Source organism: Streptomyces sp. NPDC048383, from assembly GCF_040651775.1.
Taxonomy (GTDB): domain Bacteria; phylum Actinomycetota; class Actinomycetes; order Streptomycetales; family Streptomycetaceae; genus Streptomyces.
In genome coordinates, this window is the sequence record NZ_JBEZKS010000085.1 from 1 (window position 1) to 26,219 (window position 26,219).

General features: G+C 67.3%; 28 protein-coding genes and 2 pseudogenes. 9 read left to right on the plus strand and 21 right to left on the minus strand.

The genetic code is table 11. From position 1 onward, the window contains the following. The first annotated feature begins 194 nt into the window (after positions 1–194). The 4 genes from AB0D46_RS35775 (at position 195) to AB0D46_RS35790 (ending at position 2,744) form a co-directional block, all read left to right on the plus strand. Positions 195–674 (plus strand): hypothetical protein, encoded by a 480-nt coding sequence (locus AB0D46_RS35775; RefSeq protein WP_362883892.1) that lies wholly within the window; start codon positions 195–197, stop codon positions 672–674. A 425-nt stretch (positions 675–1,099) separates the two neighbouring features. Continuing rightward, the gene (locus AB0D46_RS35780; protein ID WP_362883894.1) at positions 1,100–1,855 is read left to right on the plus strand and encodes a hypothetical protein; all 756 of its coding nucleotides are present in this window, start codon (positions 1,100–1,102) and stop codon (positions 1,853–1,855) included. A 236-nt stretch (positions 1,856–2,091) separates the two neighbouring features. Next, positions 2,092–2,340: a hypothetical protein gene (locus AB0D46_RS35785; protein ID WP_362883896.1), complete on the plus strand. Its 249-nt coding sequence runs from the start codon at positions 2,092–2,094 to the stop codon at positions 2,338–2,340. Positions 2,341–2,462: 122 nt separating this feature from the next. After that, the gene (locus AB0D46_RS35790; RefSeq protein ID WP_362883898.1) at positions 2,463–2,744 is read left to right on the plus strand and encodes a hypothetical protein; all 282 of its coding nucleotides are present in this window, start codon (positions 2,463–2,465) and stop codon (positions 2,742–2,744) included. 145 nt (positions 2,745–2,889) lie between these two features. Here AB0D46_RS35790 and AB0D46_RS35795 read toward each other — a convergent pair whose 3' ends face one another. From AB0D46_RS35795 to AB0D46_RS35865, 15 genes are all read right to left on the minus strand, one after another. Continuing rightward, entirely contained in the window at positions 2,890–4,284 is a 1,395-nt protein-coding gene (locus tag AB0D46_RS35795) for a replication-relaxation family protein (RefSeq protein WP_362883900.1), read from the minus strand. A gap of 782 nt (positions 4,285–5,066) precedes the next feature. Continuing rightward, the gene (locus tag AB0D46_RS35800) at positions 5,067–7,244 is read right to left on the minus strand and encodes an FtsX-like permease family protein (RefSeq protein ID WP_362883902.1); all 2,178 of its coding nucleotides are present in this window, start codon (positions 7,242–7,244) and stop codon (positions 5,067–5,069) included. Then, the gene (locus AB0D46_RS35805; RefSeq protein ID WP_362883904.1) at positions 7,241–7,945 is read right to left on the minus strand and encodes an ABC transporter ATP-binding protein; all 705 of its coding nucleotides are present in this window, start codon (positions 7,943–7,945) and stop codon (positions 7,241–7,243) included. The genes AB0D46_RS35800 and AB0D46_RS35805 overlap by 4 nt, the downstream gene beginning before the upstream one ends. 78 nt (positions 7,946–8,023) lie before the next feature. Next, positions 8,024–8,374 carry a hypothetical protein gene (locus AB0D46_RS35810; protein WP_362883906.1) on the minus strand — a complete coding sequence of 117 codons (351 nt, stop codon included), beginning with the start codon at positions 8,372–8,374 and terminating at the stop codon, positions 8,024–8,026. Positions 8,375–8,518: 144 nt separating this feature from the next. Next, on the minus strand, positions 8,519–8,677 hold the full coding sequence (locus AB0D46_RS35815) for a hypothetical protein (protein WP_362883908.1): 159 nt from the start codon (positions 8,675–8,677) through the stop codon (positions 8,519–8,521). A 29-nt stretch (positions 8,678–8,706) separates the two neighbouring features. Further along, positions 8,707–9,123, minus strand: a complete 417-nt coding sequence (locus AB0D46_RS35820) for a hypothetical protein (RefSeq protein WP_362883910.1) — start codon at positions 9,121–9,123, stop codon at positions 8,707–8,709. Beyond that, positions 9,123–10,577 (minus strand): NAD(P)/FAD-dependent oxidoreductase, encoded by a 1,455-nt coding sequence (locus tag AB0D46_RS35825; RefSeq protein ID WP_362883912.1) that lies wholly within the window; start codon positions 10,575–10,577, stop codon positions 9,123–9,125. Before AB0D46_RS35825 ends, AB0D46_RS35820 begins: the two co-directional genes overlap by 1 nt. Further along, positions 10,574–12,289, minus strand: coding sequence for an ABC transporter ATP-binding protein (locus AB0D46_RS35830; protein ID WP_362883914.1), 1,716 nt, complete (start codon positions 12,287–12,289; stop codon positions 10,574–10,576). Before AB0D46_RS35830 ends, AB0D46_RS35825 begins: the two co-directional genes overlap by 4 nt. After that, complete coding sequence (locus AB0D46_RS35835) at positions 12,286–13,014, minus strand: class I SAM-dependent methyltransferase (RefSeq protein ID WP_362883916.1); 729 nt, start codon at positions 13,012–13,014, stop codon at positions 12,286–12,288. The genes AB0D46_RS35830 and AB0D46_RS35835 overlap by 4 nt, the downstream gene beginning before the upstream one ends. After that, positions 13,011–13,553 carry a hypothetical protein gene (locus AB0D46_RS35840; RefSeq protein ID WP_362883918.1) on the minus strand — a complete coding sequence of 181 codons (543 nt, stop codon included), beginning with the start codon at positions 13,551–13,553 and terminating at the stop codon, positions 13,011–13,013. The genes AB0D46_RS35835 and AB0D46_RS35840 overlap by 4 nt, the downstream gene beginning before the upstream one ends. Continuing rightward, positions 13,550–14,569 carry an alpha/beta fold hydrolase gene (locus AB0D46_RS35845; protein WP_362883920.1) on the minus strand — a complete coding sequence of 340 codons (1,020 nt, stop codon included), beginning with the start codon at positions 14,567–14,569 and terminating at the stop codon, positions 13,550–13,552. Before AB0D46_RS35845 ends, AB0D46_RS35840 begins: the two co-directional genes overlap by 4 nt. Further along, a complete protein-coding gene (locus AB0D46_RS35850) occupies positions 14,566–15,402 on the minus strand; it encodes a hypothetical protein (RefSeq protein WP_362883922.1) in 837 nt (278 codons plus the stop codon). Before AB0D46_RS35850 ends, AB0D46_RS35845 begins: the two co-directional genes overlap by 4 nt. An 85-nt stretch (positions 15,403–15,487) precedes the next feature. Further along, positions 15,488–15,667 carry a hypothetical protein gene (locus AB0D46_RS35855; protein WP_362883924.1) on the minus strand — a complete coding sequence of 60 codons (180 nt, stop codon included), beginning with the start codon at positions 15,665–15,667 and terminating at the stop codon, positions 15,488–15,490. A 169-nt stretch (positions 15,668–15,836) separates the two neighbouring features. Further along, the gene (locus AB0D46_RS35860; RefSeq protein WP_362883926.1) at positions 15,837–16,037 is read right to left on the minus strand and encodes a hypothetical protein; all 201 of its coding nucleotides are present in this window, start codon (positions 16,035–16,037) and stop codon (positions 15,837–15,839) included. A 429-nt stretch (positions 16,038–16,466) separates the two neighbouring features. Further along, complete coding sequence (locus AB0D46_RS35865) at positions 16,467–16,646, minus strand: hypothetical protein (protein ID WP_362883927.1); 180 nt, start codon at positions 16,644–16,646, stop codon at positions 16,467–16,469. Between the two features lie 289 nt (positions 16,647–16,935). Here AB0D46_RS35865 and AB0D46_RS35870 point away from each other — a divergent pair, with 289 nt between their 5' ends. Together AB0D46_RS35870 and AB0D46_RS35875 are read left to right on the plus strand one after the other, a co-directional pair. Continuing rightward, entirely contained in the window at positions 16,936–17,913 is a 978-nt protein-coding gene (locus AB0D46_RS35870) for an ABC transporter ATP-binding protein (protein ID WP_362883929.1), read from the plus strand. Between the two features lie 20 nt (positions 17,914–17,933). Further along, the gene (locus tag AB0D46_RS35875) at positions 17,934–18,674 is read left to right on the plus strand and encodes an ABC transporter permease (RefSeq protein WP_362883931.1); all 741 of its coding nucleotides are present in this window, start codon (positions 17,934–17,936) and stop codon (positions 18,672–18,674) included. A 690-nt stretch (positions 18,675–19,364) separates the two neighbouring features. Here AB0D46_RS35875 and AB0D46_RS35880 read toward each other — a convergent pair. After that, a complete protein-coding gene (locus AB0D46_RS35880) occupies positions 19,365–19,625 on the minus strand; it encodes an STAS domain-containing protein (protein ID WP_362883933.1) in 261 nt (86 codons plus the stop codon). 332 nt (positions 19,626–19,957) lie between these two features. Between AB0D46_RS35880 and AB0D46_RS35885 the strand changes: the two genes are divergently transcribed. Continuing rightward, on the plus strand, positions 19,958–20,401 hold the full coding sequence (locus tag AB0D46_RS35885; protein ID WP_362883934.1) for a DUF6233 domain-containing protein: 444 nt from the start codon (positions 19,958–19,960) through the stop codon (positions 20,399–20,401). A 103-nt stretch (positions 20,402–20,504) separates the two neighbouring features. Here the strand turns inward: AB0D46_RS35885 and AB0D46_RS35890 are convergent, their stop codons facing one another. Next, complete coding sequence (locus tag AB0D46_RS35890; RefSeq protein ID WP_362883944.1) at positions 20,505–20,720, minus strand: hypothetical protein; 216 nt, start codon at positions 20,718–20,720, stop codon at positions 20,505–20,507. 60 nt (positions 20,721–20,780) lie between these two features. After that, a pseudogene (locus AB0D46_RS35895) lies at positions 20,781–21,020 on the minus strand (DUF6368 family protein); the annotation flags it as partial. A 612-nt stretch (positions 21,021–21,632) separates the two neighbouring features. On the opposite strand from AB0D46_RS35895, the gene AB0D46_RS35900 reads away from it, so the two are divergent. Beyond that, positions 21,633–21,821 carry a hypothetical protein gene (locus tag AB0D46_RS35900; protein ID WP_362883936.1) on the plus strand — a complete coding sequence of 63 codons (189 nt, stop codon included), beginning with the start codon at positions 21,633–21,635 and terminating at the stop codon, positions 21,819–21,821. Between the two features lie 641 nt (positions 21,822–22,462). On the opposite strand, the gene AB0D46_RS35905 is transcribed toward AB0D46_RS35900, so the two are convergent. Both AB0D46_RS35905 and AB0D46_RS35910 read right to left on the minus strand, forming a co-directional pair. Then, positions 22,463–22,930 (minus strand): NUDIX domain-containing protein, encoded by a 468-nt coding sequence (locus AB0D46_RS35905; protein ID WP_362883938.1) that lies wholly within the window; start codon positions 22,928–22,930, stop codon positions 22,463–22,465. Next, positions 22,917–23,675 carry an XRE family transcriptional regulator gene (locus AB0D46_RS35910; protein WP_362883940.1) on the minus strand — a complete coding sequence of 253 codons (759 nt, stop codon included), beginning with the start codon at positions 23,673–23,675 and terminating at the stop codon, positions 22,917–22,919. Before AB0D46_RS35910 ends, AB0D46_RS35905 begins: the two co-directional genes overlap by 14 nt. A gap of 453 nt (positions 23,676–24,128) precedes the next feature. Between AB0D46_RS35910 and AB0D46_RS35915 the strand changes: the two genes are divergently transcribed. Further along, positions 24,129–24,536: a hypothetical protein gene (locus AB0D46_RS35915; protein ID WP_362883942.1), complete on the plus strand. Its 408-nt coding sequence runs from the start codon at positions 24,129–24,131 to the stop codon at positions 24,534–24,536. Between the two features lie 765 nt (positions 24,537–25,301). Here AB0D46_RS35915 and AB0D46_RS35920 read toward each other — a convergent pair. After that, positions 25,302–26,219: pseudogene (locus AB0D46_RS35920) on the minus strand (hypothetical protein); the annotation flags it as partial.

The window sequence follows — 26,219 nt, forward strand, 5'->3', positions numbered from 1 at the left end:
GCACGGGCTCGGGGGCGTGTGCGGCGGTCGCGGGCACGGCTCGCAGCTGGACCGTCTGATCGGGTCCCCCCGCACGGGTCCGCGCCGCGGTTCGAGGTCGGCTGGTTCGTCGGTGTCCGCGACGTCGACAGCTACCTGCTGCGCATCGCCGACACCACCGCCACCACGGGGCGCGGGCGCGCCGCCTCAGCGCCATGCTGCTCGCCCACGTCCAACAGCCGGTCTCCCCCGCCCCGCAGGACGCGCCGGCGGAAGAACCCGCCCCGGCCCCAGTGGCGCTGCTGGAGGTGAAGGGCGTCCTGGCGGCGGCGGAACGCTTCCCGTGGGCCGTGGCCGCACCAAGAACGCGTCACTGGCCGGATGGGGGGTTCCTGGACGTCGCGCTGAGCACGGTGCGCACCGAGGAACGCGAGGGGTACATCGAGCGCCTGGAGGCGTTCGTGGAGCATCACCGCGCCCGTCTGGAGGAGCTGCTGCACGCGTACGGACCGGGAAGCAGGCCCGCGGAGTTCGGCCGGTACGCGCTTGTCGGGCAGCCCGAGACCCTGGTCCTTCTGGAGCGGATGGAGACCGTGCCGTTTCTCCTACGCAGCCGATGGGACGAGGCGTTGGAGGCCGTCCTGCTGGCCGACCTCGAGTTCGCGTGGGGGCCGCGCATCTGCGTCAGCCGGTGAGCAGCGGGGCCGGACAGGGTGATCCTGTCCGGCCCCGCTGTCGTGGGGGCGGCCGAAGTCGATGGTGTCCTGTGCGAAGTCGGTCGGGGCTGGGCGGGGCGGCGGCAGTGCGCCCTGCTCCGGCTCTCGGAAAATGCAGGTCGGGGTGTCGGCGTGGGCGGCTACATTCAGTGGATGAACTCGGCTGACCAGATCCTGACGCTGGTAAGAACCGCTCTGGACGAATTCGACGACCGCCCGCTTGCTGTCTCCGTCCGTCGGGCTGTACGCATTGCCAGTCTGGCCGGCGACTCCCAAGTCGCGGTGCGCCTGGGGATGGAGTTGCGCCCTTCAACCGGTGACCCACATGGAAACGGTGAGGCGACGCGGCGTCTGATGGCGACCCCGCCCTGTGGGCATCGGCAGACGGTCCCGCAGAGGCCGCGATGCGCGAATACCTCAGCGACCGCGCCCTGGACAGGAAGAACCCCGAGTCCCACATCGCAGGGCACTCCCTCAGCGAGATCGATTATCTGCTCGGGGTGCTCGAGCCGCAACTGGCCTCCGACAATGTGTCGCCGGGGTCCTTCGAGAGCGTGGCAACGCTGAGGAACGTCCAGGAGCTGGCCAGGCATCGGACGTTCACCTATCTGTGCGAGTGGGAGCCTCGCTTCGGCTACAGCTCGATCAACGACTCCATCTTCGGCGACTACAAGGCCGTGGTGGACCGTCTGCTCAGCGTGCACGCGCCGGACCTCGTCGAACGGTTCAACACGGTCTACCGCCGCCTGAACGAGGCGGCAGGCCAGGACCACACCCGCCCGGCGGGCGAGGAGCTGTCGCAGGCGCTCACCACCTGCCGCCGAATCCTGGAGGCAGTGGTCGACCAGGTCCTCTCGGCTCAGGCAGAGCCCTCCGCCGCAGGCTACAAGCTCGACCAGGCCTCCTACCGAAGCCGCCTATTCGAGTTCATCAAGATCACGAACGAGAGCAAGAACGTCTCCGAGGCGACGATCGCCATGGCCGAGGGCCTGCATGCCAGATTCGCCGCGTTCGACAAGCTCACCAACAAGGGTGTGCACGCCGACGTCGCGCTCCGGGCAGCCAACATGTGCGCCCTGAACGTCTACGTTCTCTGCGGTGAAGTTCTACTCCTCAAGCAGGAGACTGAGGCCGACGCCACGACCGAAGTCGGACGTTAGGTCGCCGACCCCATTACTGGCGTTCGACCCGCTAGAAGACGTCGACAGCACAAGGCCCGGACCTGAATGTCCGGGCCTTCGTCATGCTCCGGAGCTTTGCTCCCGGCTGGTGCTGTCCCGGACCCGACTTCCGGCCCTACGGGGTGAAGAAGCCGTGCCCGCCAGGACGAGACGCAAGCACCCGAGTCCTGTCACCGTCCGCTCGCCATGTCGAACTCACGCCGGAGGCAGTACCAATGACGAGCCGCCAGACGAACAGCATCATGAACCAGGGCCAGGTTCCCGCGCCCGTGCAGCCGCCCGCCTCCGTGCCCATGCCCGTGCCGCAGCAGCCCGTCGGTGCCAGCCTGACAACCGCGATAGCCCAGGGCGCCGCACAAGGTGCCGCTCGGGCCATCACGGCCGGGCTGGTGGACAAGTTCCTCACCCACCAGTCCGCCTGGTTCGCAGCCCTGTGGAACGGGCTGCCGCGGCTCTGGGAGTAACCGCGCCGGCTGGGCAGGACAACCCTGCCCAGCCACTGTCGCCAGACGATGAAGGCTGACCCGAGGCATGATCTACCCGTGTGGGCGCGCGAAAGCGTCCCATGACCATGGGGAGGAACCAGATGGCAGATTCTCCCGGCGTCTACCAGGGGCCGACGTACTTTCACGAAGCGAACGGCTCCGCTGTTCTGTACATGCAAGAGAACGGGCTGCTGAACCTTCCCGTCGGAACGGGGGTACTTCTGCGCGGCGACCGCTACCGGGTGGTGGACTCCTGGTTCAGCTACGACCACCACGGCGTCTTCAATGACGGCTTGCACGTCTTCGTCGAGCTGGTCACCGAGGAAGACGACCGTCTCCGGCACCTCGCCCCCGACTACTTCCGACAGGACACCGACGCCTGAGCACCTCAGCAAGGCCGCCCCCAGCCGATCCGGGTTGGGGCGGCCTTGTCACGACGTCGAGCCGGCGGTCCCTTCCGACAACGTGGGCTTGCCCAGGGTCACCTAAGGCTTGCCCACCCTGTCGTCGCGAGGCTTGCCCAGGGCATCAGGGGGCTTGCCCAACGCGGAAGCGGGAGCGCCAACTGCGAGCCTTCTCGGCGGTCGGCTCGGCCTCGGCCTCCCGGCGGTCGCGCTCGGCCTGGTCCGCTGCGGCGACCGTTTCGGTCTCGCATGGTTCGCACAGCGTCGGGTGCCACCGGTGACCAGGCTCGGGGGACCACCGGGTGTTCTCCCATCGGGCGTTGTCGAACTTCGTCCCGCAGCCGGCACAGGCGGGGCGGGTGGCCTCGTGCTCGGCCGTCTTCTGCTCGGCCGCGCGGCGTAGCTGTTCCTGGTGATCGGCCTGTTGTGCGCGTGATCGTTCTGCTCGGCGGGTGAGGGCGGCGTCGCGGCGGGGGTTGCCGATCGCATCCCACAGGGGCTGCATGTGGGTGCGGCCGAGCCGGAGGAAGACCGGTCCGTCGGGTCCGTGTTCGCGCAGGTTGCGCAGGCCGGTGGCGATGATCGGGATTTTGCGGTCATAGCTGGTGTAGCCGCCGTCGGCCGGCTCGCCGCTCCACAGTGGCCAGGTGAGCTCGCGCAAGCGCGGGACGGTGCGGTTGGGGTCGCGGGCGCCGATGTGGTTGAAGACGAGCAGGACGGGCGGGTGCGGTGCCTCCCCGCGCTCCGCATCGCGGGCCATCCAGCGGGTGCGCCACATCGGCTTGTCCTTGCCGTCGGTGTCCTTGATCGTGCGTTTGAAGAACCGGGAGTACTTCATCAGCTTGGCCGCGATCTCCTCGGCGGTCTCGTGGCAGTTGTCGACCTCGATGAACAACAGCGGGATCCGGTCCTGCGGGGCGGTGAGCACGATGTCGACCTGGGCGCCGCCCTTGCCCGGCGCACCCCACGTGCCGGTCGCCGGGAGCGGGACCTCGGTCGCGTACGAGGCGATGGTGCCGACACCGGCCGGGGCGTCGACGGCGGCCTGCGCCGCGGTCTTGGCTTCGGCAGGCTCCGCGGTGAGCAGCTTCAGGTCGGGCTTGGGGCGCAGCAGTGCGATGACGGTCTCGTTGACGGCCATGGGGTGGGTGGCCCCGCTGGAGCCCGCGCCGCGTGCGGTGGAGCCCATTTCCGACAGGGGGCGGCCGAGTTCGTAGGAGGCGGCTTCCAGGCCCTTGGTGGTCAGGTTCCGCAAGGTCTCCCCCGCCCGGGTGGTTCCGCCGTTCTCGGCGAGACCGTGCTTGCGCAGATCCGACAGCGCACCCGCGTGCGAGGCGGTACGTGCGGTCTTCCGCTCCGAGGCGGTCGCCTTCGTCGTGTGCCGGTAGGTCAGGTGCGGTGAGGCAATCCGCTGGATCTGATCGGCCGTGGCCACCTTCAACACTCCGAGCACGCGCAGCACATCGCCCCGTAGGTCGTTCGAGGACCCCGCCGGATTCGTCAGCCGCCTGCCTGCCATCAGCTCCACCCCTTCGCCGTACGCGACCAGCCGTCACCAGCCGGGCACCAGTAAATCCAGTCCACTCGTGGAAGGCGGTCAGCTCCCTCTTCAGCCTGATGATCTCGTGTCACAGGAGGAGGAGAAGAAGGTGGTGAAGGAAAGAAGGGAAAGGAGGGGTTGTGACGGTGCGGTTTTCCCTTCCGTCTGGGTGCTGACCTGCCTGTTTGTTGTTCTTGCGAATGTTGGCCCCCAAGTGGGTGCCAAAGGAGACCCCGAAGTGCCCCCTTAAGGAGCCCACTTCGACTTGCCCAACCAAGGCAGGGCTTGCCCACCTCCAGCGCGGCGCCAGCGGGGCCGGCGGCCTCGAGCCGCCTGCGGGTGGCAGTGGAACGTCGCCATCGCTGTATCTCCTTCGCTCACTCACTGCCCCACACCCGGGGCCGAGGAGAGAGAGCGTGCAGGGGGACCCCTTGACCGCCGTCTAACGTTCGCCCGTCGCAGGGGAGGTCTCCCCAAACAACCGCCGACACCCTGAAAGCGCTATTCGAGTCGAAGGATCATGCGCTTCGACTCGAACCCTTCGATTCGAACGTGCGCGTCATGGGGCCCCGGGTCTTCGACATAGCCTCCTGCCGTGCGCGGCCAGCAGTACCCCGGGCCGTGCATGAACAGTGAACCCATCGACCGTCATCCGACGGCAGACCTGGAAGACCCACCGCCGAGCCCGAGGTGGCCCCCGCCAGGCCCGGCCGATGTTCTCCATGCCCCGTGACCCGGCCGCGCTCATCGTGTGGGGTTGGTCAGTCGCCCGTGGGGAGCCAGGTTCGACTGCGCCGTACTGCGATCTCCGCGCAGACGACGGCTACGGCAACACCACTGATGGCGATGCCGAATGAACCGGCAGCCACGAGCCCACCGGAGAGCTCACCACCGTCACCGATCGAGAGCAGCATCCGGCCCAGGAGATACGTAGCCACTCCGGCGCCCGCCCCCACCACCGCGAGGGGAACCGAGAGGTTCCAGAAGGCGACTCTCAAGTAGAACCTCCTGTCGCGCCGGAACGAAGCGATCGGCCCGAGACCGCGCGCCTGGTCGTCGAAAACCGAAGCCGCGCCCACGATTCCGGCCAGGACAAGGGCGAGCAGACCGATCAGAGCGGTATCCAGCACCCACTTGATGTAGTCGGCCCTGGCCTGCGCGCCGAGCATCCCCGACTCCACCGGCACATCGAGCATGGGGAAGCCCAGAGTTCGGTAGGCGGTACCCCAAATCCGATCGGCTCCCGGCCCGCCGGTGGTGTTGAAGACGACCAGGGAGACGCCCACAGGGTCGGTGATGCCAGGGTGGTGGGAGGTGATGCTCACCTGGTCCGGTGACAGGCCGAGGACAGCCAGCGCTGTGCGGGGCGTGGCCCCGAGTTCCTTCACCGCGTCAGTCAGTTCTGTTGCTGCCGTAGGGCAGGTGGTCAGTGTTCCGAAGAATGCCAATGTCTTGCAGTCGGCGGACAGCATCGTGCGGTCGCCCTCGCGGTACATGAGGGCTGAGGGATGGTCGGCGAGCTGTTCGCGGAGCTGGTCGAAGCGGGCGGGATTTCCGGAGGCGTTGATCAAGACAGCGTTGCGGTTGGTGGCGCCCGCCAAGCGCTTGGCAACGATTTCAGGTCCTTCGAGCTGGCTGGTGACGACTTGGCCCAGCGTCGTCAGGCCGAGGCCCACGATCATTGCCGCGCTGAGCGTTGCAAGGACGGCGGGCCTGGCAGCGAGCCATCGCCCGGCGATGAGCCCTGCTGCATCGCCCTTACGGATCGAAAGGGAGGCGACAGCCGATCCGAGAGATCCGGACAGGCGGCCCCCAAGACTGGGGAGGGCTCCGATGACGAGCATGACTCCGAAGAAGAAGACGACCCGCCCAGGACCGTCTGCCCGCGACGTTCCGTATAGACACAGGGCAGTACCGATCGAACCCAACACCCACACCGTCCGACCGGATGTGTCCTTGGTTTGCCGGGGACGGGTGGTCTTTCGCATGGGGGGCCTGGCATAGCGCAGCGCGCCGACCCCCAGTACGAGGGCGGTCGCCACAACAATCAGCAGGGGGGTCCACACGCGCAGCGGTGCCATGTCACCAGCTGAGACGGTGTGCCCGGTGAACGGGAGGTCGGTGTCCCACACAGTCGTGGCCCACGCCGCTGCCGATGCCAGCAATGAACCTGCCAGCACGGGGACAGCGGCCTCCCCGATGACCACCAGGAGTCGTGACGCGCGGGAAGCCCCGAGGGCCTCGAGCATCGAGATTCGGCGGTCTCTCAGTTCCGCGCCGCCCCCTACGACGACCGTGAGGGAGGCCGCGGCCGGCATCACGGTGAACAGTAGGAGGAGGACCCAGAGGTCGCTGGAGGAGCGTTCGAACTGGTGACTGACGGTGAAGTAGTCAACGAACTGAGAGTTAGGTTGCCCGAATCCCGATACGAGCGTCCTATGGTTTGTCTCACCGAAGATTCCCTCCACGGGGGACCGGGTGTACACCAGCAACTCATTTGGTTCGGCAAGGCCAGTTCGTCCGATGGTCCCGGCCATCGTGCCGTACCGGGAGATCAGCGTTCCGCCCGCATGCTCAGCGGCCTGGGGTGAAAGAAACGACTCGCCGCGCTCGGGCCACCTTTCAAGGCCCGGGGGCGGAGCGGCATCCGGTCGAAGCGGTTCCAGGAAGACCACCGATATCGCCTGACCGTCGGCGTAGTCCGGTCGTTCCAGCCAGCGGGCCACGGCTTCCTGGCTCTGCTGGGTCATGACGGGGGAACGAGCGTCCTGTCGCTCCTGGCGGGCGTCCAAGGCGGCATCCACCGCAAGGAGGCTCCAGGCCACCCACAGCACCAGGAAGGATGCCGCGAACAGCCCGAAGCGGTGGACCAGGGCGGACACGCCGCTGGACATTCCCACCCGGTGTCCCAGCCGGATCATGGCAACATGCCTGTTCACCTGCCCCCCTCCGAGTCCGCAATCAGACGTCCGTCGGTCAGTTCAAGCGTTCGCTCCGCACGTGCGGCTATCTGAGGATTGTGCGTGACAACGATCAGCGCGCACTCAAAGCGCTCGGGGAGGCCGAACAGGAGATCAGCGACCACGTCGCCCGTACGCTGATCGAGGGAGCCAGTGGGTTCGTCCGCCAGCACCACCGAAGGCCTGCCGATCAGTGCGCGAGCGACCGCGACACGCTGACGCTCCCCGCCAGACAGCGATCCAGTCTTCTTGGACGAGGCGTCCTGTACGCCGAGCTCATCCAGCAGGCTCTGCGCGTCCACATACGCCTTCTTCGCGTTGCCCCCGGCAAGCAGAACCGGCAGTGCGGCATTCTCCAGAGGCGACAGCTCGGGAAGCAGCTCACCGAACTGATAGACGGTACCCACGGTGCGCAGCCGCATGGCGGCTCGCTCACCGGCAGACGCCTGGGCGATGTCGACGCCGGCGATGCGGATCACACCGGAAGAGGCAGCGATCAGACCGCTGAGACAACACAGGAGGGTCGTCTTCCCCGATCCACTGGGACCTGTGACAGCCACGGATGACCCGGCCGCAACATCAAGGGTCAAACCCCTCAAGAGACGGCGACTGCCGATGCTGTAATGCAGGTCTTCCACTTCCACCGCGGCCGTCTTGCGGCTGTGCAGGTCAGTACTCATGTTTCCTCATTCTCGGCCGGGCGGCGCGGAGCCGGGTGTGCCGAACATTCCGGCTCCGCGCGGTGGACATCTACTGGATCAGGGCCGGTACTTCCAGGGGCCGTAGGGGTCGGTCGCCCAGTCACGGATCTGCTGTGAGCGGTGCTTCGTGATCCGGTTCGTCGTGTCGACCTCAGCCACGCTGCAGGTTCCTTGCCCACCCGACGTCGAGGTCCAGCGGGTAGACCCGTTGTCCCGCGCGTAGTGAGCCTTCACCCAGTTCCCGTCCTGGTCGCCGTCGCACACCATCACAGTCGCCCAGTCCACCCCGTGGCGCTCGAGGTCCTGACTGAAACTGTTGTAGATGTAGGACTGTGCCGCTGTCGCGCCGGTGGCGCTGAAGGCAACGGCGGCTGTGGCGAGAACAGCCAACTTGGCAATGCGGTGCATGAAAAATTCCTTCCTGATCGGAGAGCCCGTAGAGGCTCGGTACATGGCAGCGGCTGGTTGTCCGATGGGTCGTCCGCGCGCACTTCAGCACTCTCCACCGGTCCGTCGTCCGGGCGATCCCGGACGACGGACCGGTGGATGGCGTCACTTCGAGGTGACCTCCCGACGGAGTTCGACCAGCGCGCGCAGGGCGGCGCTGTACATGTGCAGGCTCTTCTCGTTGTGTGCGTTGATGGCCGTCGTGACCTCGTTGAAGGTCTTGGCGATGACCTCGTCGAGGTTCTTGATGTCGATTCCGTTCATGACTGTGTCTCCTTTGGTGGTGTGGGTGGTCAGCCGATGGGCCAGTGGGTGATGCTCGCCCACCGGGCGCAGTCGGTGGTGTTCTCCGTGCCCTTGCAGACCGTCACGGATGCGGTGGTGGTCGGCATGTAGGAACTACGGATGGTGACGTCGACGGTGTTGTCGCCGCACACCTGGGCCTGCTTGCGGGCCGGCATGGGGACCAGGTCGAACTGGAAGCGGGTCCACACCGAGGAACATCCTTCGCCGGTGTGGGAGAGCTTTCCGTCGACTTGGAGTTGCAGCACTCCGGTGGCGCTTCGCGCGAGTCGCCGGTCCCCCTCGGCCTTGGCCGCTCCGTGGGTGACGGACCAGGGGACTCCACTGCCGGCCGCGGAGGCGGGGGCGGCGGCGGTGATGAGGGCGGTGGCCGCGGCGGTGGCCACGGCCCAGGTACGGATACGCATCAGTGGTATTCCTTTCGAGTGGGGGCCAGGTTGGGGGCGTCCAGGGCGTGGTGACGCTTCAGGGCGCTGCGTGCGGCCAGATATCCGCACATGCCGTGCACGGAGGGCCCGGGCGGCGTGGACGACGAACACAGGTACACGCCGTCGAGAGGCGTCGAGTAGGGGTCCCTACGAGCAGTGGGGCGGACGAGGGACTGGCGCAGGGTGATGGCTCCGGAACCGATGTCGCCACCCACGTAGTTCGGGTTGTAGGCCTCGTACTGGGCGGCCGGTAGGCCACGGGAAGCGATGACCGTGTCGGTGAAGCCGGGGGCGTACACCTCGATGCGCCGGCGGATCAGGTCAACGGGATCTCGGGTGTCGCCGTGGGGAACATGGGCGTACGCCCAGACCGGGCGCTTGCCGCCCGCGGTCCTGGACGGGTCGGTGACGACCGGGTCGACGACCAGCATGAACGGGTCGTCGATGCGTTCTCCGGCAACCGTGGCGTTCTCCTGCCGGATGATGTCGGCCCGAGTGCCACCGAGGTGTACGGTGCCTGCCCGGCCCACGAGCGGGTTGGCCCACGGAATGGGACCGCTGACCAGGAAGTCGGCCTTCGCCGCTCCCGGGCCGTACCGGAAGCGGCCCAGCGCACGCTGGTAGCGCGTGGATAGTCGCTGCCCACCGATCGCCAGGAACTCCTTCGGGCTGACATCCAGCAGGACGAGCGGAACGTCGCCCAGTTCGGCCAGGTCCCGGATGTGGTGTCCGGTGTGGAAGACGCCTCCGTGGGCGGTGATGTCGGCTGCCATCGCGTCGGCGATGCGGGCGCTGCCGCCTTCCGGGATTGGCCACCCGGTGCTGTGGGCGGTATGAGCCAGCAGCATCGCAACCGCTGAGGAAGCGAGCGAGGGGAGTTTGCCGACCGCGTGCGCGGCCACCCCGGCCAGAAGTGCTTGGGCTTCCTCGGTAACGAACGGGCTGCGGGAGGTGGCGTGCGACAACAGCCGGGGCAGGAGCAGCAGCGGCGCGGTGATGTCCTTCGGCAGGGAGCGTTGATCGGACAGGAGCAGGTCGACGACAGCGCGGGAGCGGTCGGCGAGGGGTCCCATGAGACGGGTCCAGCGCGGCCCGTCCACGCCCAGGTGCTCGGCGGTACGGGCAATGCTGCGCCAGGCGGCGACCGCGCGGCCGCCCGGCAGGGGGTGTGCGTAGGGAAGGTCCGGCTGCAGCAGCCGCACCCCCCGGGCGGCCAGGTCGAAGGCGCGGAAGAACGCGGACGCGGCGGCCATGGGGTGGACGGCCGAACAGATGTCGTGCGGCACATCGCGGTCGAACAGCGGAGTGGTACGCAGACCGCCGCCTATGGTGTCGGCCTTCTCGAAGAGGGACACGCTCAGTCCGGCTCGGGCGAGGGTCACGGCGGCGGCGAGGCCGTTGGGTCCGGTGCCCACGATGGCAGCGTCGGTCACGAGGAGGTCCTGGCGGGCGCGAGTTGCTGGCTGGCCAAGCGCCGGTAGGTGGTGTCACCTTCCATCAGCTCGGCATGGGTACCGCTGGCGCGCAGGGTTCCGTCTTCCATCACGAGGATGCGGTCGGCACCGATGGTGGTGGAGATGCGGTGCGCGATGGTGAGCACCTGACAGTGCGCGCCGATGGTGGCGATCGCGTCGCGAAGCGCCGTCTCCGAGTCGGAATCGAGGTTCGAGGTGGCCTCGTCCAACAGAAGCACGTCGGGCCGGGTCAGCAGTGCACGGGCAATGGCCAGACGCTGTCGCTGGCCACCGGACAAGCCGGTTCCGCCCTCGCCGAGCTTCGTGTCCAAACCGTTCGGCAGGGCGTCCACGACTGCGGTGAGATGCGCCGCCTCCACCGCCCGCGCGATCTCGTCGGGCGTGGCGTCGGGGTGGGCGTACACGAGGTTCTCCCGCACAGTGCCGCGCATCAGTGGGGCCTCTTGCTCGACCAGGCCGATGCGGGCGCGCAGTTCGGCCAGCGGCATCGTGACGGTGTCGATGCCCGACAGGAGGATCCTTCCCTGGTCGGGGTCGTGGAAGCGTTCGATGAGCTGGAACAGGGTTGTCTTTCCCGCACCGGACGGGCCGACGATCGCCGTCACGCCCGTCGCCGGCAGGGAGAACGACACCCCGGTCATGGCAGGGGCCACGGCGTTCGGATAGGAGAAGGAGATGTTCTCGAACTCGACCGCGGGAGCACCCTTGACGGTGGCGCAGCCGGCTTCGCCGGTCGCCTCCTGCTCGATGGCGGCCAACTCGGTGACCCTGTCGATGGCGGCCCTGCCCTGCTGGAACTCTCCGAGGGACATGAAGAGCATCACCAGCGGGGACACCAGGTAGAACAGGTACATGATGAAGGCCGTGAGGTCCTCGACGGGGAGGGCCCCGGTGGCGGTGCGCGCCATTCCCCAGGCGATCACTACGGCAAGGGACACCTGTGTGCCTACGTTCATGGCGGGCATCAGCATCGCCGACAGCCGGGTCACCCGAATTCCGCTCAGACGTGCGGCGTCCGCCAGGTCCGTGAGGCGGTCGGCCTCGCGCCCCTCGGCGCGGGAGGCTTTGACCGTCGTCAGCCCACCGAGGACCCGTAGGAGCCCTGAGCCGTAGTCGCTGGTGTCCTCCCTGTTGACCACAGCGGCCTTGCGGACCGCGCGGGCCAGACCGAGAGCGATCACCGAGGCGGTCCCCAGACAGCCCGCGGTGACCAGCAGCATCCTCCAGTCGATCCACGCCATCACGACGATGCAGCCGAGGGTGGTGAACCCGGATGTGATCATCTGGGCCACGGAGGATGACAGGGCGACGCGGGCGAGGGAGGTGTCGGCGAGAGTGCGGGTGAACACATCGCCGTGTTCCAGCCTGTTGAACGCCTGGATCCGGGAATGCAGCAGGCGGCCGGTGAGCGTGGTGCGCATGTCGAGGACGATGTTCTCCCCGGCGCGGCCGATCAGATAGAAGTGCAGGCCGGCCAGCATCGCGTCCGCGGCGAACAGCGACGCGATCCAGATGATCGGCCACGTCACCGACTCTTCCGCCGCCACTGCTTCGATCAGATCACCGATGATGAGCGGCTGCACGAGGGTTGCGACAGTGCCTGCCAGACCGAGCAGGGTGCCGATGCCGAGCAGCAGCCGATGCCGGCGTGCGATGACGGATATGTTCACTGCATGCCTTCGTTGAGGGCGGTGTACCAGTCGTACGGCTGGAAGCCTTCAACCGGATCCACGTGCGCGACGGCGAATCCGGCTTCGGCCAGGCAGGCCTCGACCTCGGCGCGCTCGATGAGAAGGATCTGTTCCGCGAACTCCACCGGCGGGGCGTCGTCTTCATCGATGCGCGTGTGCATGGTGAGGACGTCCCCGTCGTCGAGGGTGACGGTGAACGTGGTGGTGCCGCCGGCGCGGTGTGGCGTGGGCATCGTCAGAGTGTGCTGTGCCACGAGCGGCCGATAGGTGCTTGTGGCGTAGTACTCCATCGACAGCGACCCGCCCGGTTTGAGTGCCATGCGCACATGGGTGAGCGCGGCGACGAGCTCCTCGCGAGAACGCACGCACGCCAGCGAGCCCATGGTGGCGTATGCGGCGTCGAACCGTCCGGTCACCGGCAGCGGCCGACGGAAGTCGGCCTCCACCAGAACCACGTTTCCCGGCACGCCCTTGGACCGGAACTCCTCCAGCATCGGCCGGGAGTTGTCCACGCCGACCACCTCGGCCGCGATCTCGGCGACGGGCACGGCGATACGGCCGGTACCCACGCCGATCTCCAACACGCGGGCGTCCGTGACATGGGGCCGAAGCCGCTCCACGGCGTCGCTGGTGAGCATCGAGGGAGAGATGAACGAGTCGTAGACGGATGCCACTGCAGTGCCGTACTGCACGTCATGGCTCACGGGTTCACCTCCTCGTAGTCGAAGACCATGTCGTACTTGGGGTCCTCGCTGTGGTCGTAGCCGGAGTAGCGCACCAGCAGCACCTGGAACAGCGGGTAGCCCGTTTGGGGTGTGAGCCGCTGGCGCACGAAGTCGTTGACGAGCCGGTAGGCGGACTCCTTGGCCTCCTTGTGCAGCGGGGTCATCGCTCCGGGGTTGTTCAGCAAGGTGGAGGCCACGTCGAAGATGGCTTTTTCGATGCGGCGGCCGGGGAACCAGAAGGCGTGGATCAGCTTGCGGGGCGCGATGGAGTACACGTCCCGCCACTCGGTGTGCTCCGTCTTGTCCTCGTTGGCGAGCCGGTACAGGAAATGTTGGTCGTCCACGGCCGGGTTGGGCGCGAAGAACCGCCAGTTCGGGATGAGGATCCCGGTACCTGTCTTATCGGCCTTGCGGAGTTTGTCGTAGCTTCGGTCGGGATGCTGGCTCAGTACCGACGCGATGAACCATCCGGCGAGGACCGCCGGTACCATCTGCTGCCCGATCTTCGTCCGGTTCATGCTGCGTCCCCCTGTTCCTGCCGGTCATTGCCGGTGAACCGGGCGACGACCACCCCCACCGCCTCCTCGATCACCTTCGCGGTGACCGGGGTGTACTCGATCCCGCCAGTGACGGACACATGGGTTGAACCTTCGATCGTGGTGATCCGGCCACCGTTGCCTGACGCGACGTATTCGTCGTACAGGTCCTGGTGCTCCGGGATGTCGCGCATCGTCGACTCGGCCGCAACCACTGAAACGGGTATTCGAAGTTCGTCGAGCGGACGGCCGCCGTCGAGCATGAAGGCGTAGGAGTAGTCCCACTCCCGTCGGGTGGCGCGCCAGGTGGAGGGTGCCGAGGTTTCGAGGCGCAGCGTCCGGTAATGGGGGCTGCCTTCGGCGAAGGCGAACATTCCCTTCTTGTCCAGCAGCAGTCCGGCTCCGAGCACGGCCGACCAGGGACCCAGTTTCATGGTCAGGTTGGCGGCCCGGGATCCTTCGCGCTGCCTGCGCGAATGGATCAGTTCACGGGGGTGCGTGGGGTCGATCAGCACCAACCCGTGCACCCTGTCGGGGGCGGTCGCCGCCGCGCGGTGGACGAGATAGCCGCCGAGCGAGTGCCCGATCAGTACGCACGGGCCGTCCGAGCCGACGGCCTCCGTGATGACTTCCACAAGGTCGTTGACGGACTCGCTCAGCGAGTAGTCCTCCGGACAGCGCCGCAGTGAACTGCGGTATCCGGCACGGTCGTAGAGGATCAGCGAGATCGCGGGGTCGAGGTGGTCCGCGAGCAGTAGCCATGCCGCGGACGTGTTCATAAGCCCGGCCTCGCACACCAGCGTCGGACCACCCGGGGCGCCACGACGCACGTGATAGGTGATGATGTTGCCGCTGCCGCACTGGAGACGGCGGCGCTCGAAACCTGCGTGGCTGCGGATCCGGGCGCTGAGCTCCGCGTAGCTCTGGTGGACGACGCCGGCGGCCAGGCACGCGCCCAATCCGGCTGTGGTCAGTTTGGTGAACGTCACGGAATTCATGCCGCCTTCCCGGCGCCCTTGGCGAGTGCTCGCACCGACGGGTAGGTGGACACGAACGCCCACGCGAAGCGGGACAGGCCCATGAAGCGGGCGTTGGCCAGGTGAAAGGCACCCATGGCCAACAGCCCTACGTCTACGTATTTGCCCTTCTTCAAGAGCAGCAGGGGAAACCCGCACTCCAGGGCGAGCACGGTGTGGCAGATGACGCGCGACGCTGCCGGGTACTGCTCCAGGCGGTTGAAGAACCACTGGTCACCGTAGGTTTGCGTACGCATGATCTTGGCGAGGGCATCGCCGGAACGCCATGTGTCGCCAGGGAGCTTGGCCCACCCCGAGGCACCGTAGGACAGGACGGTCTGGGCCCCGATGAACTGCACGGCGGCATTGCGGGTGGCCTCTGTACCGCCCGCCCTGCCCAGGGCGGCGGCGGTCTGTACCAGGAAGGACACCTGGTCGGAACCGTCGGTGCCGAACAGGTGCCGCGGATAGATGAGGATCTGACTGCCAGCCAGGTAAGCGTTGGCGACCATCCTCACCGTGTTGTTCTTCACCGGCGATATGAGCACGCCGGCAGCAAGAGCCCGGGAGCCGTGGATGGCCTGGGTGACGGGCTCGCGAGCGACGAAGTCCTTGACCGCTTGCATCGCCTTCGTCCTGGCCGGGACCTGTGACCTGGTGTAGGTCCAGTCGTTCAGGCCGCCCGGTTCCCGGTCGGACTTGCGCACGATGTATTCGAGGCTGGACAGCAAGTGTGTGGCGGCGGACAGCCGCTCGGCTGTGGCGAGCGGCTGGGCGCAGGCGGCTTCGGCCACTTGACGGAGACGTGTCAGCATGATCTGAGTTCCTGATCGCTACGGGTGGAGGAAGCGAAGGGGTGGGGAGCCTCGAACCGCTTGAGGCTCCCCACCCCTCACCCAACTACTTCTGGCAGGCCTTGACCGCCGCACCGACGCCGGCTGCGGCGACGATGATGGCGGTCGCCTTGGCGCCGCCGACGAAGCCGAGCGTGAACGCGGCGGGGGTCGCCATCACGGGCGCGACCGGACCGTCGACGTGCTGGCCGATACCGGCGTTGACCTTCTCGATGAGCACAGACATGGCACTTCCTCCAGCAATCTGATAAATGGGGTACTGATCCGGTTCTGGCAGACACTTGGACTGTCTGCCAGAACCGGATCGTCGGGACCTCGGCCGGCGGCGTGCCGTGGCTCGCCCTGCGCCTGGCATTAAAGGCCCCTCCCTGGCCTGGTGGTCAGGAACTCCGGTGTCAGCCGGTGGCGGTCTTGTAGGCCACAGCGGCGGCGCCGGTCACCACCGCGCCACCGACGACGAAGCCGGCGGTCTTGGCGATCACGGGGGTGGCGAAGATGGCCGGAGTGGCCATCACCGGAGCAGCGACACCGGCAGGCGCACCCGCAACCAGAATCCCCTGAAGCGATGCATTCGAGTTGACCTTCTGAGCAAGCACAGCTCTATTCCCTTTCATGTTGGTGAGATTTGGCGAATCATTCGCCATCCCGCCGCCACGCCAATCGAGGCAGGCGGGAAGTCTATGGGATTGCTCACCGGCGGAGACATTCCCTTTTCGGGAACTTGAAGCAATTCACCCGGGAAGCAAATATACTTCTGCGCCAGTGGGCGAATCGACGCTGACGCCATTCGCGCTAGCCTCTCAGAGCGCGCGGGAATTCATCCTCGCGCACAGCGATATCCTGAGGAGAATCGGGAATCATCGTGAGAGGCTGCGCGGACGCGGGCGACATGGAGGCAATTCGCACCCGCTTCGGCCGCCTGTGCGGCTTCCGCTCCATGCGTCGGCCCGCAGCGCACGGCAGGACGGGAGGGGCCCGAGCCCTTGGATGATGTTGACGATCGCAGGGAACAAGCCCTCTGACCATTACTTCTTTGCGGTCACGTACCCGACGGCCGTGGCGAGAACGACTGCGGTGGCCTTGCCGGTAGCCGGCGTGAATACCAACGCGGGAGTGGCCATGACCGGCGCGACGGAATTCGCCAGCACCTTCGGAGACAGCGCGCCGGTGAGCACGGCGTTCTTATTTACCTTCTCCACGAGCACACTAATCCCCCTGCTTATAAGAGCTTCAACATCAAGGGCGGGCGGTCATTCCCGCTAACTGCGATGCTGGTCGCAATTATATGGACGACGTGGTCCACTTGATCAAGTGTTTGCCGAGTGATGGCCATCACATTAGTCGATTTTCGCGGAACTTGAGGTTCCTGAATAGTGGACACTTTCGCGGAACTTGAGGTTCCGGAACACTCGGTCGAGGACCTTGGACCAGCTCGAACCCTGTGCATCTGGCGTGAAAGGATGCATTCCGCAGCACGATTTCAAGGAGGGACGCATGACCCGAGAAGTAGAAACTAGTCACATTCAAGCCACCGATGTGTGGCGCCGTTATGGACGAGGCAAGAGCGCATTTGATGCGGTGCGCGGTGTCAGCTTCACCGTCGCACCCGGCCAGCTCTTCGCCCTGCTGGGCACCAACGGCGCGGGCAAGACCTCCACCGTCGAGCTCCTAGAGGGTCTCGCCGCCCCGCACCGCGGTCACATCCGTCTGTTCGGACGACTGGATCCGGTCACCGACCGGGGCCGCATCCGACCGCGCACCGGGGCGATGCTGCAAGAGGGTGGCTTCATATCGCACCTGACGGTGCAGGAGAGTGTGGAAATGTGGGCCCAACTCGTCTCCCGGCCCCGCCCCGTCACCCAGGCCCTTGAACTCGCCGGCCTCTCCCACCGAGCCACCGTGATGGTGCGGAACCTCTCCGGGGGCGAGAAGCGCCGCCTCGATCTGGCAATCGCCACCCTGTCGCACCCCGAGGTGCTGTTCCTCGACGAGCCCACGGCCGGCATGGATGCCGAAGGCCGCCATGCCACTTGGCGGCTCATCGGGGAGCTGCGGGAGCGAGGCACGACGATCCTGCTCACCACGCACTATCTCGAGGAAGCCGAATCCCTCGCCGACCGGTTGGCCATAATGCACCAGGGGCGGATTGCCGTCGCCGGTACCGTGCCGCAGATCGTCTCTGATCATCCCTCGACGCTGTCATTCGGTCTCCCAGGGCAGTGGAACGTTCACGACCTGCCCGTCAGTGGGACCACGGAAGAGCAGGGCGGGCGGGTAACCGTCACAACGAGCCGGCTGCAGAAGGACGCCGCCCGGCTCCTGGCCTGGGCCGAGGACAACGACGTCGTGCTGGACCGGTTCACCGCACGCCCGGCTTCCCTCGAAGAGGCCTTCATCAAGATCGCCAGCAGGCACCAGGACGCCGAAAACGCGGTGGATGCCCGGCAGCAGCAGGAGGGGGAGGGCGAGTGAACGCTCCGGCCATACGACACATGAAAACCCTGTACGGCATCGAGTGGAAGCTGTTCAACCGGATCAAGGCGAACTACCTGTTCGTGGTGTTCGTACCGCTGATGATCCTCATGGCGATGCGGACAGTCCAGGACCAGCTGGACATCGCCAAGTACGGCTTGAACGCGGGACCACTCATGGTGTCGACCGCCACGGGGACCCTACTGATCTTCACTCTCTACTCGTCCGTCACCGGTCTGTACGTGGCACGCAGGGAGGAATTGGTCCTCAAGCGGCTGCGGACAGGAGAGGTGTCCGACGCGGTGATCCTCGCCGGCGGAGCGTCCATGTACGTGACGATCGCCGTGGTGCAGATCATCGTGGTAACTGCGGTGCTGTCGGTTATGTTCGGCACCGCTCCTCAAGCGCTGCCTGCGGCACTCGCCGGACTTGTCACCGGTGTCGCGCTGATGACGGCGATGGCAGCCGCGACTGCGTCGCTCTGCCGCACAGTCGAGTCCGTGATGGTTGCCACGCTCCCGGCGATCTTCATCCTGCCAATGGTCTCCGGGGTCTACATCCCCCGCGAGGTGCTGCCGGATTCGCTCGGCGAGGCACTTCTGTTCGCACCGCTGTCCTCGACGGTCGATCTCATGCGTTCGGGCTGGACGGCCGAACTAACGGTGGTCGCGGTGCTGGTCCGAGTCGCGCTGACGGTCGCGTGGACGGCTCTGTTCACGTGGATCGCAATCCGGAAATTCCGCTGGGAGCCCCGAACGTAGCGCCGGCATCGGCAGTGGCCTTCCCGGTCTACTTCCCGATGGGGGTCCTGATACGGGGCCTGAGGCCGTGGGCGGCTGCCCTGTCGATCGGGTTTCACCGGCTTCGCTCCGACTATGATCGCCTGCGATCTGCTCTTCCGTGGAGAACTGGCTCCTCCAAAGCAAACGCTGACGGGTGATCTTCTCCGCGGACTCCCGCCCACGGCCAGCACCAGCCCCCCCCCGTAGTCTTTTTCGCGGTCCTGCAATGGGGCCGCTGGCCTCCGGGCCCGGTATGACTGTGTCCCCTCTGTCGAAGTGATGGCCTGGGGGGTGGTGTCGCCGGGCTCGTGGGGTGCCGTCGGAGACGCTGATGAGAGACCCGGCCACCGCCCGGTCCGGCGCAATGCCGGGCATAGACCTGGGCGGCAGGTCTGCATAACGTGGATGCGCGAGCACGGTGCCAACGCCGGGCGGGCAGGTCCCGACGGCGGCACAGGGCGGCCACTTCCTGACGAGTCCACCCCCACGGAAGCGTCGTCCGAAGCCGAGCGGCCGTCAACCGGCCGACGGCCCACCCGTGACCATCACGGCCCCGGTGCCGTTGCCTGCCTGCCGTGCGGCTGGTGTTCCCCCGCATCTCCCGCGCGGCCCTCCCGGCGGTGGCTCCCTTGCCCGGACACCCACCGCCGGGACTCCGGCGTCGCCCGGTCAGGCCGCGGTGCCGTCCCGGATCTCGAACAGGGGCAGGACGCCCGTCATCTCCAGCAGCCGACGAAGCTGACTTGGCACCGGACCCTCAAGCACCAAATTCCGGGTGTTACGCAGATGGACCAGCACGCCGAGGAACGACGAGTCGGCGAACTCCAGCCCGGCGACGTCCACGACCAGGAGCTCGGCTTCGGCGGCCCCGCCGTCGCAGGCATCCGTCAGCAGGCCCACCGAGTCCAGGTCGAACTCACCCGAGCACACCACTCTGACCTCGCCACCCGCCTCGGATCACGACCACCCTTGGCGTCTCCACCACCATCTCCCCTCGTCAGCGCTGCCTCCCCGACCGTACGGGCCCCACCACCCGAAGCGGTAGAAGCCATTCCTTGCCGGGAGTCAGTCGACAGTCGGGCCTGCGCCGTACGGGCGCTCCGGGCGTGCCTCGCGTGCACCGCAGTAGGCCAGTAAATCGAACACAGGATGGAATAGGGGAATCCGCCCAGTCAGGAGCGCATCATGACGTCCCCCACCCTCGCCCCGGCCGCTCCGTCCAGGCAACAGCCCGCCACCTGGTCCCCGAGCCAGAGCGGACCATGCGCGATCTGCCACGCCCCCACCTGCAAATACGGGGTAGGCGCATCGCCCACCTGCACGTCATGCAAAGCCGCGCGGCGGGCGCAGTACGGGACCTGAGCATGCCGCCCGACCCCACTCCATCCGCGCGCCTGGACCTGCTCCGCTTCCTTGAGCGGGTGCAGGTGCGCGATCTTGAACGCACGCGAGATTGGATCGCCGTCGAGGAGCAGCTCCTCGCGGCGTCGGCCGAGCGCAGGCCCGCGCCGGCGCCCCCGGCGTGGCTGGTCGAGCACGGGATCGGCGCCGGCCGGCCAGCTGTCCGGGTACATACCGGGGACTGCTGGGACACCCGCACCCGATGCAAGCCCGCAACCCGCGACGCGGCCCGGCGGGCCCTCGCCGAGGGGATCCCCGCATGCCCGCACCGCCGCCCCGATACCGCGCTCGGCGTCATCGACTGACCACCGCGGCCTACCGTTGAAAGCGGCGGCCGGCCCGGTGAGCGGCCCCGGGCGTCACCCGGAGGGCACCTGCTCCTCCCCCACTGTGCAGGTGCCCACCCCGTCAGGTCAGCGGTTCCCACACCTCCGGACCGCCGCCGCGCCACTCCGCCACGTCCGGGTCGGTCAGGTCGATGTCTTCCGCGTCCTTGAGCCCCGCCATCTCAAGGAACACCCGGATATCGGAGGGCCGGTGCGCCACCCCGATAGCCGTCCCGTCGTAGCGCACCCGACGCCAACCATGCTCATCAGGCGGATACACGATCAGCTTCGCGGCCATGCCCCCACACTCCGCCCCAGCCCCACCGACGGCACCCCGCCCGCCACTCGAGAAAGCCGAGTAGTCCTCGTCCTCGGCAGGCATCTCCTCGTCCTCCGACAGGAAGAACACCCGACGTCGGCCGGGTCGAAGGCCCGGAGGCCCAGGGCCGAAGCGTCTCGCACCCAGAAGTCCCACGTCGCCGCTGGCCTTGGCCTCCACGGGTTCACAGAAGGTCTCCAACCACGGGACCACATCGGCCAGGATGTCCGCGAACCCGCGTGGTTCGAAGAGCCACAGTCCAATTGCCGGTCCCGACATACCGCCCCCAGAGCCTCGTGGCCCAAGTGTCACTGGGACCCGGTTCTACCAGGTCCCGACGGCAGACGCCTGATCGTTGTTGGCCACAGCCCAAGCTCAAGAACGATTCCAGTGCTGGAGCGCTCCGGTTCCACCAAGCCTGACGTGGTTCAGCTAGCCCGTCACTGCTCACCACTCGACGGCTACGGACGGCTGGTGACAGAAATCCCTGCGAAGTGACAGTTATCGCTGCGAGTCACACCGACCCCCGCCGGCGCATCGGTGAGTCGACCGGACCGGTGAACTCACCGGTTTTCAGTCACCACTACAGAACCGGTGAGTTTCATTTCCGCAGTTCAGCTTGGCCGGCTTGCCCGCCACGCGTGGGCGCTGGCGTCGGCCCCGGCACACCCACGCCGCCACCGCGGCGACATCCACCCCCGGTGCAGATCAGGTGGGGGCAGAACGTGTCAGGTGTCAGGACCCGGGGCCGCTCCGGGCAGCGCCGAGAAGAACGGCAGGGTGTGCCCGGGGCGGTGTGCGTCGCGGCCGTCCACCGAACCCCGTACGCACGGCGTCACTCCCACCCAGGGCCCATTCCCGCGACCCGGGCGTGAAAGTGATGATGAGGCGGTGAACACGCACCGCCGCCGACTCGGCACAGGCTCCACCCCCGACAAGCGTGAGCCACCCCTCACCCGCGATGCCGGCCCACGAGCCTCACTCGCCGCCGAGCGCCTGGACGACGTCCAGGCCGTCACCGGCCCGCCCGCCCGCAGCACGGGCCACCGCGTCCTCGGGACCGGCCCGATGACTCGCTGACCTCACCGGGTTTGTCACCGGTGACAAACCCGGTGAACAGCGACTCACCGACCGACGGATCCCCACGCCGCGCGAAATCCGGAAAACCTCACCGCCCGCACTCTGCCTCCAGCCGACCAGCGTCGCCCATCAGCCGGCGGCGGATGCCGGACCGGCACCGAACAGCGGTACGTCCTCTACCACGGTGTCCAAACGCAGCCGCTGAAAGCGAACGGGGTGGCGGTGAACGCCTCCGTGGTCGACGGCCCGGTCCGCGCTGATCTCCGCCACCATCTCCGGGCGGACCAGGACCGCGTCGAGGACGTCGCGTCATCCCCACGCGGACGCGAACCGGACCCCGGTCCACGGGTGCTCGGAGCCAGCGGAGGTCAGGTGCTCAGCGACCTGGCGGGCCTGATCCGGTCGCAGGGCGTGCGGACGACCCTAGGCAGCCGCCCGCCGCATCGTGGCGGCCGAGAATGAGGAGCGTGTCTGGTGAGCGGACGGTGTTGCCCGCCTCGGAGCACTGGACGCACTGCCCGGCAGACGCGCCAACGGTCGCTGCGTGACGAAGCGCCGCCGGGACATACAGTGTCCCGGCGGGGCTCACGTCAGCCTGCCGGCCAGCCGCACGGATAGGGAGGGGCTGTGTCCCGGACAGCTCAACGGATGACGGGGCCTTGTCCCGCGAGCCAATCGTTGATGCGCTTGCGGATACTCGGCACCATGGTTAGGCCCTCGATGGCGTCAGGCGCAAACCAGGCCACCTCAAAAGACTCGTTCGAGGTGCGGAGGGTGCCACTGACCGGGCGGGCAAGAAGACAGATGGAGAATTCTTGCCGTACCTCGCCGTCGTCATAGGCGAACACGTGGCCGGGGTTGGTATACGTCCCAACGATCCCGGTGATTTCTACGACGATTCCGGTTTCCTCCAACGTTTCGCGTGCCGCGCACTCCCCGATGGACTCGCCCAGCTCCATCTTTCCGCCGGGTAGCGCCCACATGCCGTTATCCGTGCGCCGCTGCAACAACACTCGGCCAGCCGAGTCCACGACGATGGTGGACGCTGCCGGCACCAAACTGTTCGCCTTCGGGGCGTTCGGGTCGTCTTCGTAGTCACGCCTGGGCATTTTCGGCAACCTCCCGGATGTCGCGTCCGCGTTGCCACAATTCCTCGACATGCGCGGCGAAACGGTCGAACATTCCGTCGGTCTGGCAACGCCGTAGGTGCATCATTGGGGAGTCGTGGCCGACCCTGCGGGCGAGAATGGGTGTGACGATCATGTCCTCATCGAAGCGGAACACGGACAGGTTGACTTGCCCGGTCTCGAAGCGGCCTTCGATGCCCGAGACGTCTCGCAGCTTGTCCAGCTCGGCCAGGGTGACCGCGATGCGGGTGGAGAGCGTCAGGGGGACGTCTTCCTCCGTCTCCCGGGCCGCCGTTACGGGGCTGTCCGGATCGCCGATCAGGAAGCGGACACGGCAGCCCGTCTGGGCCTTGCGTCGCAGTGCGCCGCCCAGGTTGGCCTGCTCCAGCCACAGGAAGTAATTGGTGTAGCCGGCGAACACCAACTCGCGCCGCGACTTCGTGACCAAGGAGCGCCATAGGCTCGCCGGCGCTGCCGAGCGGTACGGGTAGACCTGGACCAGTTCGCGGTTCGGCCCGTTCGTGATCGAACGGATCGCAGTGGGCCACAAGTTCTGTTCCTCCTCACGTAACGCCTCGCAGGCCGCCCACCGGTGCCGGGCGTGCGGGATGCGGTTCGGCTCGGTGATCCAACGCCCCACTGTCTTGGCGTCGACCCCGCAGAGTCCTGCGAGCTGTGCTTCGGTCATGTTCGCAGTGGACAGCGCCTGACGTAGAGCGTCGTTCATGATTCGCCTCCCAGGGACGTACGGACCCGAGACGAACGGTAGCCAGTGAACGTCCCAAACGTCCCGCAAACGGGGTGGGAACGCCCCCGCCGGCGTCGCAACACGAACCGCCACGGAGCGTGTTCAGGCGCATGGGCCGCACGGATTGAGGGTGCTGAAAAGCATCCTCAGCGACGGACCCCCGCGATGTTACGGCCGGTCTGGAGAGGCTGAGCAATGAAGAGAAGCGAGAACAAGGCGTTGACCACGCAGGTAGTCGATCGGCCGTCAGTCCCGGCGCATCAGAGCTCCGTGGACCGGAACGCATGACCCGCCGGCTCATGCGCATCGTTGACCACAAGATCGGCCGTCATCCGGGCACGACTCCCGTCGTCGGTGCGCGGTGCCTGAAGTTGGATTGCGGCTGGACGACTCGGGATGGTTTGACGGTCCAGCCCGTAGGAGTTGCAGGACATGCGCGAGCTTATCGCCCTCACGATCATCGGACTATCAATCGCCCTCGCAGGGTTATGCGCGCTCACCCTGGTGGACACCAGGCCCCGGGGGCGGCACGCTGCACGCCCCACCCCCCAGAAGTTCCCAAGCCCGTTCGCCGGCGACCCATGGCTCACCGCGTGGCCCACTCCCGAGCCCGCGCACCTTGACGAATGGCTCGCCCCCATCGTGGAAGACGGGTCCCCGCTCACATACCGGGCGATGAAGACCATCTCACCGCCCCGCAGCGCACGCACACTGGAACTGTCGGCCATTCGCACCCGTCGGCTGGCTGCCGAGCTCGCACTGGCCGGCATCGACTACCCGTACAGCTACCCCGGCGCTCCGTTCCCGCTCAGCGCATTCACGGTGGAGGGCTCGGCATGACCCGCGAGACGTGGACTACGCCGCCCCCGGTAGGTGAAGTGGCAGTTTGCGCGGAATGCCACACGGTGACCACGGTCCCGTACCGGTTCGCTGGATCCAGTCTGCAAGCGGCCCCGGAACGACTCTGTGGGCGTGCCCCACGCATGTGGAGATGCTCACCCCCCGAGGCCCATGCCGGGTGAGCTGGTCCGGCCCCTGTAGGGCTACTGACAGGACGTGGCGAAGCCCCGTTCGGCACGTCCCGAGCGGGGTTTCTCCGTTCCCGCCCGAGGTGCCCGTACGGATCGCAACCGTCCCCCGCGGCTTGGGAGGCAGTGGAGCGGAGGCGCGGTCAGGCAGAGGCGTCAACGTCGATGACCAGGTCGGTGCCTGCGGTGGCAGCGGCGTCCGGTGAGGCCAGGTCCAGCGAACAGGAGCGGTGTCGGCCCAGCCTTCGACGTCAGCAACCACGAGAGCTACAGCGATCTGTATGGCAGTGATTCAACGCACTTCTGGCAGCCGCCACTCGAGCTGGTGGGTGACCGAAGCTGTTGCCTTGATGGTCTGATCTCAATGAGAACGTCAAGGGTCCGTATCCCCGAGGTCGGGGTACGGACCTTTCGTATTTCAGGAGACGGGGTAACTCTGTCATCGCTCTTTTCGATCGGGGAGCTCTCAGTAGCGCCTCGGCCGCCGACCAGCTTGCTATCCCTTCCGGGTCACGGCCGGAGGGAGTACTCCAGGATTCGGCTGCTGGCTGTCCCGATGAGCATGTCCTTGAGGACCTCAGTCGCCGAGGCCCCGGTCCGGGGTCGGGGGGCGGAAGTCCGGGGCGGGGGCTGGGGTCGGCCGGGGGCGGACGGCTTGGCCGGCGGGGGTTTGGGGCACGCCCGTCCGCCAAAGGTGGCTTGCGGGCGCTTTTGGCCCCCGCGGCTTCGGCGGCGCGGTCTGCCCGGTGCCGGGCGTTCGGTCGGGGCCTTCGGCTCCTGGCGTACCCATCCGCCACAGGTGGCTTTCGGGTGCGTTCGGGGTCCGGGGGGTCGGCGTCGGCCGGTCCGCCTCCGTGGTGGGTCCCGGACGCTGCCAGCGCTCGGGGATGGTCGAGCGCCTCTGGATCGCGTCGGCGTTGCCCGCCTCGGCCTCCGCCACGGCGCGTGCCCGCAGCACGCTCTGGCGGGCGGTGGGGGCGAAGCCGGGAAAGGCGTTGCCCGTTTCGGGTGGCAGCGCGCGGCCGCCCATCTCGAACAGTTGGCCCTGGATGCCGGTTTCGGGCGGGAACACCTCGCGCGGTAGCTGCCAGGAGGCCGCCCCGTTCACGTCCACCCGGTGCTCGCGGCCGTGCACGGCGAAGGTGAGGCCGTAGCCGATGTACTGATCATCCTTGTCGAACATCAGATCGCCGCTGACCTTTCCTCCCCCGTCCCGTACCTGGTCCGCTAGCTGCTGGACCGCCGCGGGGAGGGGGTTCGTACGGCCGAGGCTGGCGACGTAGCCGTCGGCCAACAGGGTCTTTGTCTCCTCGCCGTCCTGGTAGCGAACCTGGACGACGGTCCGTCCGTCCTCGCCGCGAACGGTCTCGATCTCGCCCAGGCGCGCGGCGACGGTGTGCAGGCGCCCCTGCCCGCCTTCGCCGAATTTTTCGTACATCTCCCCGTACTGCACTTGGTGCTTGAGTGCCTCCGGGACCGTTCCGCTGCCGACAAT